Below are 11746 nucleotides of genomic sequence, written 5' to 3' on the forward strand. Positions count from 1 at the left end.
ATAGATCCACAGGAGAACTGAACATGGCTACCAACCAACGTTACCGCAAACCGCTGCCCGGTACAGATTTGGAATATTACGACGCGCGTCAGGCGTGTGAAGATATCAAACCAGGCTCTTACGACAAGCTGCCTTATACAAGCCGTATCTTGGCTGAGAACTTGGTCAACCGCGCAGACAAAGTCGACCTGCCTACGCTGCAAAGCTGGCTGGGCCAGCTGATTGAGGGAAAACAGGAAATCGACTTTCCTTGGTATCCGGCACGCGTGGTGTGTCACGATATTCTGGGTCAGACAGCGTTGGTGGATTTGGCAGGCCTGCGCGATGCGATTGCAGAAAAAGGCGGCGATCCTTCCAAAGTGAATCCGGTGGTGCAAACCCAGCTTATCGTTGACCACTCTTTAGCCGTTGAATGCGGCGGCTACGATCCTGACGCCTTTCGCAAAAACCGCGAAATCGAAGATCGACGCAACGAAGACCGTTTCCACTTCATCAACTGGACAAAAACCGCATTTGAAAATGTGGACGTGATTCCAGCGGGCAACGGCATTATGCACCAAATCAACTTGGAAAAAATGTCGCCGGTTGTCCAAGTCAAAAACGGCGTGGCATTCCCTGATACTTGTGTGGGTACAGACTCACATACACCGCACGTCGATTCATTGGGCGTGATTTCCGTGGGTGTGGGCGGTTTGGAAGCCGAAACCGTAATGTTGGGCCGTGCGTCCATGATGCGTCTGCCTGATATTGTCGGTGTTGAGCTGACCGGCAAACGCCAGCCGGGCATTACTGCCACCGACATCGTGTTGGCGCTGACCGAATTCTTGCGTAAAGAGCGCGTGGTTGGAGCATTTGTCGAATTCTTCGGTGTGGGCGCAAGAAGCCTCTCCATCGGCGACCGTGCCACTATTTCCAACATGACCCCTGAGTTCGGCGCGACTGCTGCGATGTTCGCTATTGATGAGCAGACCATTGATTATTTGAAACTGACCGGCCGCGACGACGCGCAAGTGAAATTGGTGGAAAACTACGCCAAAACCGCAGGCTTGTGGGCAGATGCCTTGAAAACCGCCGTTTATCCTCGTGTTTTGAAATTTGATTTGAGCAGCGTAACACGCAACATGGCAGGCCCAAGTAACCCACATGCCCGTTTTGCAACCGCCGATTTGGCCAGCAAAGGCTTGGCTAAACCTTATGAAGAGCCTTCAGACGGCCAAATGCCTGACGGTGCAGTGATTATTGCCGCGATTACTTCGTGTACCAATACTTCCAATCCGCGCAACGTTGTTGCCGCCGCGCTGTTGGCACGCAATGCCAACCGTCTTGGCTTGCAACGCAAACCTTGGGTGAAATCTTCGTTTGCCCCGGGTTCAAAAGTAGCCGAAATCTATTTGAAAGAAGCAGGCCTGCTGCCTGAAATGGAAAAACTCGGCTTCGGTATCGTTGCCTTCGCATGTACCACCTGTAACGGCATGAGCGGCGCGCTGGATCCGAAAATCCAGAAAGAAATCATCGACCGCGATTTGTACGCCACCGCCGTACTTTCGGGCAACCGCAACTTCGACGGCCGTATCCATCCGTATGCGAAACAGGCTTTCCTCGCTTCGCCTCCGTTGGTCGTTGCCTACGCGCTGGCAGGCAGCATCCGTTTCGATATTGAAAATGACGTACTCGGCGTTGCAGACGGCAAAGAAATCCGCCTGAAAGACATCTGGCCTACCGATGAAGAAATCGATGCCATCGTTGCCGAATATGTGAAACCGCAACAATTCCGCGACGTTTATATCCCAATGTTCGACACCGGCACAGCGCAAAAAGCACCAAGCCCGCTGTACGACTGGCGTCCTATGTCCACCTACATCCGCCGTCCGCCTTACTGGGAAGGCGCATTGGCTGGGGAACGTACATTGAGCGGTATGCGTCCGCTGGCGATTTTGCCCGACAACATTACCACCGACCACCTCTCGCCATCCAATGCGATTTTGGCCAGCAGTGCCGCAGGCGAATATTTGGCGAAAATGGGTTTGCCTGAAGAAGACTTCAACTCTTACGCCACCCACCGCGGCGATCACTTGACCGCCCAACGCGCAACCTTCGCCAATCCGAAACTGTTTAACGAAATGGTGAGAAACGAAGACGGCAGCGTACGCCAAGGTTCGCTGGCACGCGTTGAACCAGAAGGTCAAACCATGCGCATGTGGGAAGCCATCGAAACCTATATGAACCGCAAACAGCCACTCATCATCATTGCCGGTGCGGACTACGGTCAAGGCTCAAGCCGCGACTGGGCTGCAAAAGGCGTGCGCCTCGCCGGTGTGGAAGCGATTGTTGCCGAAGGCTTCGAGCGTATCCACCGCACCAACTTGATCGGTATGGGCGTGTTGCCGCTGCAGTTCAAACCGGGTACCAACCGCCACACCCTGCAACTGGACGGCACGGAAACCTACGACGTTGTCGGCGAACGCACACCGCGCTGCGACCTGACCCTCGTCATCCACCGTAAAAACGGCGAAACCGTCAAAGTTCCGGTTACCTGCCGCCTCGATACCGCAGAAGAAGTGTTGGTATATGAAGCCGGTGGCGTATTGCAACGTTTCGCACAAGACTTTTTAGAAGGAAATGCAGCGTAAGGTAAATCGGGCATAGTCAAAATGCCCGGGCTACGCTCAAAAAGGTTTTCAGACGGCCTCGAATGTTTGAGAGGCCGTCTGAAAAAACCATACTAAAAAATACAAAGGAGAATTCGGAATGCCGCAAATTAAAATTCCAGCCGTTTACTACCGCGGCGGTACATCTAAAGGCATTTTCTTCAAACGTACCGATCTGCCGGCCGCTGCGCAGGAAGCAGGCGAGGCACGCGACAAAATCCTTTTGCGCGTACTCGGCAGCCCAGACCCTTACGGCAAACAGATTGACGGTTTGGGCAATGCCAGTTCGTCCACCAGCAAAGCCGTGATTTTGGATAAATCCGAACGCGCCGATCACGATGTCGATTATTTGTTTGGACAAGTTTCCATCGACAAACCTTTTGTCGATTGGAGCGGCAACTGCGGTAATCTGACCGCCGCCGTGGGCGCATTTGCCATCGAACAAGGCTTGGTCGATAAATCCAAAATCCCTTCAGACGGCATCTGTACCGTCAAAATCTGGCAAAAAAACATCGGCAAAACCATTATTGCCCATGTGCCGATGCAAAACGGCGCAGTTTTGGAAACAGGCGATTTTGAGCTTGATGGCGTAACGTTCCCTGCCGCTGAAGTACAAATCGAATTTTTAGATCCGGCCGACGGCGAAGGCAGTATGTTCCCAACCGGCAATTTGGTCGATGAAATTGATGTGCCGAATATAGGCCGTCTGAAAGCCACGCTTATCAATGCCGGTATTCCAACCATTTTCCTGAATGCCGCAGATTTGGGCTACACAGGCAAAGAGTTGCAAGACGACATCAACAACGATGCCGCGGCCCTGGAAAAATTTGAAACCATCCGCGCGTATGGCGCGCTGAAAATGGGTTTGATCAGCGATGTATCCGAAGCTGCCACCCGCGCGCATACTCCGAAAGTCGCTTTTGTCGCCCCCGCGGCCGATTACACCGCTTCAAGCGGCAAAACCGTCAAAGCTGCCGACATCGACTTATTGGTACGCGCGCTGAGCATGGGCAAATTGCACCACGCCATGATGGGCACCGCTTCAGTTGCCATCGCTACCGCTGCCGCCGTGTCCGGTACGCTGGTCAACCTTGCAGCCGGAGGTGGAGCGCGTAAAGAAGTCCGTTTCGGTCATCCGTCAGGCACACTGCGTGTCGGTGCCGCCGCCGAATGTCAGGACGGCCAATGGACGGCCACCAAAGCGGTTATGAGCCGTAGCGCACGCGTGATTATGGAAGGACAAGTCCGAGTGCCGGAAGATTGCTTTTAAGTTTTCATACGGCCGCAGCACTAAACAAGGCCGTCTGAAAACCAAATAAGCAGATTTTAGTCAGGTAGCGATACCTGCAATGGAGATTAGGGTTGGGCATAAAGCCTGACTAAACACCAAACCAAAGGCAATCTGAAAAGCTCTCAAATGTTCTTGCTCTTTTCAGACGGCCTGAAGCCAAAAATAATCAAAAATTCAAAGGAGAAACACCATGTCCAACCAACTCATTCTTGTTCTGAACTGCGGCAGCTCTTCACTCAAAGGTGCCGTTATCGACCGTAAAAACGGCAAAGTTCTCTTAAGCTGTCTCGGCGAACGTTTGGGTACGCCCGAAGCAGTCATTACGTTCAGCAAAGACGGCAAAAAATGCCAAACAGCTTTGACCGGCCGTAACGATCATGCCGGTGCCGTAGGTATGTTGCTGAAAGAACTTGAAAAACACGGCCTGCACGACCGCATTAAAGCTATCGGCCACCGCATCGCCCACGGCGGCGAAAAATACAGCGAATCTGTTTTGATCGATCAAGCAGTAATGGACGAACTCAATGCCTGCATTCCGCTCGCTCCGCTGCACAATCCTGCTAATATCAACGGCATTTTGGCTGCGCAAGAGCATTTCCCGGGTCTGCCCAATGTCGGCGTGATGGATACTTCGTTCCACCAAACCATGCCGGAGCGTGCCTACACTTATGCCGTTCCGCGCGAATTGCGTAAAAAATACGCTTTCCGCCGCTACGGTTTCCACGGTACCAGCATGCGTTACGTTGCCCCTGAAGCCGCACGGATTTTGGGCAAACCTCTGGAAGACATCCGTATGATTATTGCCCACTTAGGTAACGGCGCATCCATTACCGCCATCAAAAACGGCAAATCCGTTGACACCAGTATGGGCTTCACGCCGATTGAAGGTTTGGTAATGGGTACACGCTGCGGTGACATCGACCCGGGCGTATACAGCTATCTGACTTCACACGCCGGTTTGGATGTTGCCCAAGTTGATGAAATGCTGAACAAAAAATCAGGTTTGCTCGGTATTTCCGAACTCTCCAATGACTGCCGTTCTTTGGAAATTGCTGCGGATGAAGGCCATGAAGGCGCACGCTTGGCTCTGGAAGTGATGACTTACCGCCTTGCCAAATACATTGCTTCGATGGCTGTGGCTTGTGGTGGCGTTGACGCACTGGTATTTACTGGCGGTATCGGCGAAAACTCGCGTAATATCCGCGCTAAAACTGTTTCCTACTTGGATTTCTTAGGTCTGCACATCGACACCAAAGCCAATATGGACAAACGCTACGGTAACTCCGGTATCATCAGCCCGACAGGTTCTATGCCGGCTGTCTTGGTTGTTCCAACCAATGAAGAGCTGATGATTGCCCACGATACGGCTCAGTTGGCCGGCTTTATGGAAGAAGCAGGCTAGGACGAAGATTTTCCTAGACCATAAACAATAAAAAGTGCGGATTCATCATCCGCACTTTTCTAATTACATCTCAATCAAGCCACTTGGGTTTGATGTTCGTCACCGTTGCGCTCACGAACTGCGCCCAAACGGTAAACGGTTTCGCCTTGTTCGCTCAAGAATGCTTGTACCGCATCGGCATCTTCTTTAGCAATGATAACGACCATACCAATACCGCAGTTGAAGGTACGGTACATTTCTTGGGTTTCCACATTACCTGCTTTTTGCAGCCATTGGAACAGTTTAGGCAATTCCCACGCTTTGGCATCGATTTGTGCGACGGTATTTTCAGGTAAAACGCGAGGTACGTTTTCGGTAATGCCACCGCCGGTAATATGGGCCATGCCTTTAATGGTGAATTTTTCCAAAGCGGCAAGGATAGGTTTCACATACAGGCGGGTAGGGGCGATAATGGCTTCGCGCAAAGTTTTACCGTTGTCGAATTCCGCGTCCAAATCAGGATTGTCGCGCTCGATGATTTTGCGTACCAAAGAGTAGCCGTTGGAGTGTGCGCCGTTGGAAGCCAAGCCCAAAACAACGTCTCCGGCCTGAATGCTGCGGCCGTTAATAACGCGTTCTTTTTCAACCACACCGACGGCAAAACCGGCCAAGTCGTATTCGCCTTCGGGATACATGCCCGGCATTTCGGCAGTTTCACCGCCAATCAAAGCGCAACCGGATTCTTCGCAACCTTGGGCAATACCTTTAATCACATCAGTCGCGCGGGCAACATCCAGCTTGCCGCAAGCGAAATAGTCCAAGAAAAACAAAGGTTCTGCACCTTGGACCAAAATGTCGTTGACGCTCATTGCAACCAAATCGATGCCGACAGTATCGTGTTTGTCCCAGTCGAATGCCAGTTTCAGCTTGGTGCCGACGCCGTCCGTACCGGAAACCAATACCGGATTTTTGTATTTTTTGCCGATTTCGACCAAAGCGCCGAAACCGCCCAAATCACCCAACACTTCAGGGCGCATAGTACGCTTGGCAAAAGGTTTGATGTTTTCGACCAGTTGATCGCCTGCGTCGATATCCACGCCTGCGTCACGATAGCTCAAAGAAGTGCTCATTGGATTTCCTTATTCGGGTATGGGTAGATTGTCGGAGCGTATTTTATCTTAAATTAGAGGATTCAGGCTGATTTTTTTGGCATTATTGTCAACAATTTTTATTTTATCTTAATAGCCGTCACGCGTTCAGACGGCCTTTGTGAATCTGTTATACTGCTTATTTATTTCGAAAACCTTAAACATCAATTGGGAAATACCTTTTTATGTATCAAAAGAAAGCGCGCAGTATAAAACCGTGGATTATTATGGCTTGCGTTATCGCGGCCTTTATTTGGCTTTTATATGCCTTAGGCAATGTTTTGACGCCGTTTATTGTGGCTGCCATTTTGGCCTATGTTTTGAATCCCTTGGTCGAATGGCTGCAATTGAAGCGTATCCGCCGCGCGCCGGCCTCCATGATTATTATGGCGTTTGCTTTGCTGATATTACTGGCGTTGATGCTGATTATTATACCTATGCTGTTAAATCAGTTTAATAATCTGGCCGAACGCCTGCCACAAATCGTGGGCTTCGTTCAAAACAAACTGCTACCATGGCTCAACAGCGTCAGCGGGGATTATATTCAAATCGATCAAGAATCAATCATCGCATGGTTGCAATCGCATACGGATGAGTTGAGCAATACGCTCAAAGAATGGATTCCGACCTTGATGCGTCAAAGCGGCAACGTGATCAGCGGCGTCAGCAATTTGGTGTTGTTGCCTTTGTTGCTGTATTACTTCTTGTTGGATTGGAAACGCTGGTCTTCCGGAATCAGTAAATTGGTTCCGCGCCGTTTTATCGAAACTTACACGCGTATCAGCGGCAATATGGATGAAGTTTTGGGCGAGTTTCTGCGTGGCCAGCTGATGGTTATGATGATTATGGGCTTGGTTTATGGATTGGGCTTGATGCTGGTCGGTTTGGATTCCGGCTTTGCCATCGGTATGATTGCCGGTATTTTGGTATTTATTCCGTATTTGGGTGCATTTACCGGCCTTTTGCTGGCAACAGTTGCCGCGCTTTTACAATATGGCTCATGGCAGGGTTTGTTGATGGTCTGGGCTGTATTCGGTGTCGGACAATTCTTGGAAAGCTTTTTCATTACGCCTAAAATCGTCGGCGACCGTATCGGTTTGTCTCCGTTCTGGGTGATTTTCTCGTTGATGGCTTTCGGACAACTGATGGGTTTTGTCGGTATGCTTGCTGGTCTGCCGCTTGCCGCCGTAACATTGGTTTTATTGCGTGAAGGCGCATCTGCCTATTTCGGCAGCCATTTCTACAAACATAAATAAATCATATTAAGGCCGTCTGAAATCCAAGTTTCAGACGGCCATTGATAACAAAGGAAGTCTATATGTTAGCCATTATCGGCGGCAGCGGTTTGACCAAACTGCCGGAACTCGAAATTACCGAACGAAAAATCGTACGTACTTCATACGGCTTAACCAGCAGCCCTATTTTATTCGGCAGGTTGGGGCGCTTGGACATTGTTTTCCTTGCACGACACGGCTTCAGCCATACCATCGCGCCGCATGAAATCAACTACCGCGCCAATATCTGGGCGTTACACTCTTTAGGCGTCGAAAACATCATTGCCATTTCCTCAGTCGTCGGTATCAATCCCGATTTTGAAAACGGCAGTCTGGTGTTGCCGCACGATTTGATCGACTATACCTATGGCCGTAAAGATACTTTTTTTGAAGGCCAAGAATGCCCTGTCGTCCATACCGATTTTTTCAACCCTTATTGCAATGAATTGCGACAAGAATTGTTGAATATCACGAAAGCGCACAATGTGCCGATTTACGATTCCGCCGTTTATGGCTGCCTGCAAGGTCCGCGCCGTCCAACCCGCGCAGAAATCGCCCGTTATCGCCGTGACGGGGTAGATGTACTCGGTATGACCGGTATGCCTGAAGCCGTTTTGGCCAGAGAGTTGAAAATGGCCTATGCTCACTTTTGCAGCGTCAGCAGCATTGATTGCTTTGATAGCGGAGTAGGGACTGTGGGCTGTAATGAACAGACTTCTATGGCGATGACGAAAATCCGACAGTTATTGAATGGTTTGTAACTGATAATGCCGTCTGAAATGATGTTTTCAGACGGCATTGTTTATTTAAGAAGCCGTTTCACGCGCCCAATGGGGCAGGGAGGCTTTTTGTTTGCGGAACGAGGCAAGTTTCATACCCCGACATTTTTCAAAAATCAATTCGACCCCGCTTTGCAGCTGTAAAATCAAATTGGTATGCGTTTCCGTTTTAATAAAATCGATATTGCGTTGTACTAAGCGCTGAATGACGGCATATACATCAAGGCAGCCATTTGCAAAAAACCACGGATTCAATTTTACCCAACGGCCGCCGCTTAGTGCAGCATCAGGCTGAAAATCAGCGCGAATCTGTGTCAAACGATTGTCGGAGAAATGCAGTTCGATATCGCCATAAAGCCAAATATTCCAGCCTTTTTGTACCAACAAGCCTTTAGGAACGCAATCAGGCGCAGGAAACATCTGCAAAATAGACTCTGCCGATTGTCCGATTTCCAGATAATCAAACCGGCCGGTATACAAAAAATCATAAATATCAATGGCAATAGGAAAGTGGTAGCGCATGGCAACAACCATAGAAAAGCAATTAACCAAGCTATCTTAAACTTAAAATATAATGAAATCAATTCTTATTACTATTTATTCAATATAAGAAAGGCCGTCTGTTGTTCAGACGGCCTTGTAGCCTTTGGCTTAAACCCATATTTTGGTTTACTCAGCCTTTAAATCAGCCACGCATTGCTTATCGCGTGCCTCAAAAGCTTCCGCGCCACCCAAGAGCTTGAGTTGCTCCTCTGGGCTGATTTTGCCGAAGTTTCGGATTTGTTCGTCAGAGAGTTTGCTTAAGGGCTGATCCCACATACAGACACAATAGTCTTGAGCCAATTTCTCGTTTTGCGCATCCAAACCTTTTGCCTTCAAATCAGTTTGCCATTTTTCAGCAAAAGGAATGTTTTTTACGCAAGACTCCACCACATTTTGTTTCATCTGCGGCTTGTTCATGGCGCATTGTGAGAGCAGGGCAGTCAGAGCCAGCAAAGACAAAATAATCCATGCCCAAATGCGAATGGTGCGGATTTTTGCCTTGGCTTTCTTTCTAGCTGCCAGTTGCTCTTCAGACGGCCTTTCCGTTTGTTGCTCAGTCATGCAGGCTTTCCATGCGGATCATGGTGATCGGAGCCTCCACGCAGCTCAGAGCTTCAATCACTGCGATAGCGCGTTTGACGTTGTGTTCCACTGTGGTGTGAGTCAGAATCACGATTTCGGCAGTGCTTTGATTAATCACGCCTTTTTGAATCAGAGCCTCGATAGAAACATTTTCTTTGGCCAAGAGTGCGGCAATTTGACCCAAAGTGCCCGGTTCGTCAGTTGCTTGAACGCGCAGATAGTAGCTGCTGGTGATTTCATCCATAGGCAGAATATTTTGCGCTTGAACTTGTGAAGGTTGGAATGCCAAGTGAGGAACACGATGGTCAGTTTCCGCTTCAATTAGGCGGGCAATATCAATGATGTCGGCAACCACGGCAGAAGCAGTTGGCAATGCACCGGCTCCTGCACCGTAATACAAGGTTTCACCAACCATATCGGCATTGACACGGACAGCATTCATCACGCCGTTAACGTTAGCCAGCAAACGGCTTTCAGGAATCAGAGTAGGGTGTACGCGCAACTCGATGCCTTTGTCGGTTTTACGGGTAATACCCAACAACTTGATACGATAGCCAAGTTCTTCAGCGTATTTGATATCGCGGCTGTCGAGTTTGCTGATACCTTCCAAATAGCAGGCAGAAAAGTTCATCGGCGTACCAAATGCCAATGCGCTCATAATCGTAATTTTATGGCCGGCATCATGACCTTCGATATCAAAAGTAGGGTCAGCTTCTGCATAGCCCAAAGCCTGAGCTTCTTTCAATACGTCTGCAAACGCGCTGCCTTTTTCACGCATTTCAGTAAGAATGAAGTTGCTGGTACCATTAATAATACCGGCAATACTGCGGATTTGGTTCGCAGCCAAACCTTCACGCAAAGCCTTGATAATAGGGATACCGCCGGCAACAGCAGCTTCAAACTGCACCATGACATTTTTTTCTTCCGCCAAAGGGAAAATTTCATTGCCGTATTCAGCCAACAGTTTTTTATTGGCAGTAACAATGTGTTTACCGTTTTCAATCGCTTTCAATACCGCATCTTTGGCAATACCGGTGCCGCCAAACAATTCAACAACAACATCAACATCTTGATGTTGAACCAGCTCAAACGGATCTTTGATAAAAGCAGCATTCGGGCAAATTTGTTTGGCTTTTTCTTCGCTCAAATCACAAACAGCAGAAATACGGACTTCACGTCCCAAGCGGCGGCTGATTTCCGCAGCGTTGTCCTGCAATACAGTGGCCGTACCGCCACCGACTGTACCCAAACCTAAAAGACCGATATTTACTGGCTTCATTGTGTCTCCTTTTGAGCCGATACTTTAAAATAATCACGAAAAACCAAGGCTTGTTATAATCGCTTGCAATCGTAAATTCAGAGCAAAGCATCAATGCACAAGGTCAAACGTTGAATCCTACCTGATATTGCTTGATTTTGCACCTTTTTTTGCAAGTTTCCCAAGGCCGTCTGAAAATCGTTCTACCATAAAAACAGGAATTGCCATGAAAATCACAGAAAACCATATCGATGAAGCCACATCATTTTTTTCATCCTCACAAGGCATATTGCAAATCGGTGAACAAACATACTCAGAACCCATTTGCTGGCAAAATGGCAAAGTGAGCATCATTCCTCAAACAACCATCGAAGAATTAAATGAACAAATTTTTATATCAGCAATTAAAACAGCAGAAAACCGTCCAGAAGTCATTATCATAGGTACAGGAGCAAAACAAAAATTTCTGCATCCCAAAATTGCTGCAGTTTTATCAGCCTACGGCATCGGCTTCGAATGCATGAACACAGCTTCAGCTTGCCGAACTTTAGTTTTACTGCAAGGAGAAGGCCGAAGCACATGGGCTTGGTTATGGCCATAATTTGTAGAAAAGACTATTGCATCATGCTAGTCTAAGTTCGCATAATTTATATTATGTTAAATTTATAATGCTAGTATTTTAATTTGCTAATTCCTGTTTTTCTCAGTAGTACAATCACTTACAATATTCAAAAACAAAAAAGGCCGTCTGAAAATTTCAGACGGCCTTTTTGTTTATATTCCTCAGCCTTTTTCTCAACAAATCCCTTATGAGACCTTTGCAAAATTCCCCAAAATCCCCT

At 48.5% G+C, this 11746-nt stretch carries 10 protein-coding genes; 6 read left to right on the plus strand and 4 right to left on the minus strand.

Annotated features, from left to right (window positions below; genetic code table 11):
• Positions 1 to 23: 23 nt before the first annotated feature.
• The 3 genes from acnD (at position 24) to HMPREF2606_RS08660 (ending at position 5341) form a co-directional block, all read left to right on the plus strand.
• Positions 24 to 2630, plus strand: a complete 2607-nt coding sequence (gene acnD, locus HMPREF2606_RS08650; protein WP_070711960.1) for a Fe/S-dependent 2-methylisocitrate dehydratase AcnD — start codon at positions 24 to 26, stop codon at positions 2628 to 2630.
• A gap of 118 nt (positions 2631 to 2748) precedes the next feature.
• Complete coding sequence (gene prpF, locus HMPREF2606_RS08655) at positions 2749 to 3918, plus strand: 2-methylaconitate cis-trans isomerase PrpF (RefSeq protein ID WP_070711961.1); 1170 nt, start codon at positions 2749 to 2751, stop codon at positions 3916 to 3918.
• A gap of 211 nt (positions 3919 to 4129) precedes the next feature.
• Positions 4130 to 5341 (plus strand): acetate kinase, encoded by a 1212-nt coding sequence (locus HMPREF2606_RS08660; RefSeq protein WP_049343851.1) that lies wholly within the window; start codon positions 4130 to 4132, stop codon positions 5339 to 5341.
• Positions 5342 to 5415: 74 nt separating this feature from the next.
• On the opposite strand, the gene purM is transcribed toward HMPREF2606_RS08660, so the two are convergent.
• Complete coding sequence (gene purM, locus HMPREF2606_RS08665) at positions 5416 to 6450, minus strand: phosphoribosylformylglycinamidine cyclo-ligase (RefSeq protein WP_003686290.1); 1035 nt, start codon at positions 6448 to 6450, stop codon at positions 5416 to 5418.
• 203 nt (positions 6451 to 6653) lie between these two features.
• Between purM and HMPREF2606_RS08670 the strand changes: the two genes are divergently transcribed.
• Positions 6654 to 7724 carry an AI-2E family transporter gene (locus HMPREF2606_RS08670; RefSeq protein ID WP_070711962.1) on the plus strand — a complete coding sequence of 357 codons (1071 nt, stop codon included), beginning with the start codon at positions 6654 to 6656 and terminating at the stop codon, positions 7722 to 7724.
• A 62-nt stretch (positions 7725 to 7786) separates the two neighbouring features.
• Complete coding sequence (locus tag HMPREF2606_RS08675; RefSeq protein WP_070711963.1) at positions 7787 to 8503, plus strand: S-methyl-5'-thioinosine phosphorylase; 717 nt, start codon at positions 7787 to 7789, stop codon at positions 8501 to 8503.
• A gap of 45 nt (positions 8504 to 8548) precedes the next feature.
• Here the strand turns inward: HMPREF2606_RS08675 and HMPREF2606_RS08680 are convergent, their stop codons facing one another.
• The 3 genes from HMPREF2606_RS08680 to HMPREF2606_RS08690 form a co-directional block, all read right to left on the minus strand.
• Positions 8549 to 9043, minus strand: coding sequence for a hypothetical protein (locus HMPREF2606_RS08680; RefSeq protein ID WP_063075906.1), 495 nt, complete (start codon positions 9041 to 9043; stop codon positions 8549 to 8551).
• A 147-nt stretch (positions 9044 to 9190) separates the two neighbouring features.
• On the minus strand, positions 9191 to 9625 hold the full coding sequence (locus HMPREF2606_RS08685) for a hypothetical protein (RefSeq protein ID WP_004520379.1): 435 nt from the start codon (positions 9623 to 9625) through the stop codon (positions 9191 to 9193).
• A complete protein-coding gene (locus HMPREF2606_RS08690) occupies positions 9618 to 10925 on the minus strand; it encodes a homoserine dehydrogenase (RefSeq protein WP_070711964.1) in 1308 nt (435 codons plus the stop codon). The genes HMPREF2606_RS08685 and HMPREF2606_RS08690 overlap by 8 nt, the downstream gene beginning before the upstream one ends.
• A 205-nt stretch (positions 10926 to 11130) precedes the next feature.
• Between HMPREF2606_RS08690 and HMPREF2606_RS08695 the strand changes: the two genes are divergently transcribed.
• The gene (locus HMPREF2606_RS08695) at positions 11131 to 11505 is read left to right on the plus strand and encodes an Mth938-like domain-containing protein (RefSeq protein WP_070711965.1); all 375 of its coding nucleotides are present in this window, start codon (positions 11131 to 11133) and stop codon (positions 11503 to 11505) included.
• The last annotated feature ends 241 nt before the right edge of the window (positions 11506 to 11746 follow it).

Origin of the sequence: Neisseria sp. HMSC070H10, from assembly GCF_001837635.1 — a bacterium.
Taxonomy (GTDB): Bacteria; Pseudomonadota; Gammaproteobacteria; order Burkholderiales; family Neisseriaceae; genus Neisseria; species Neisseria subflava_A.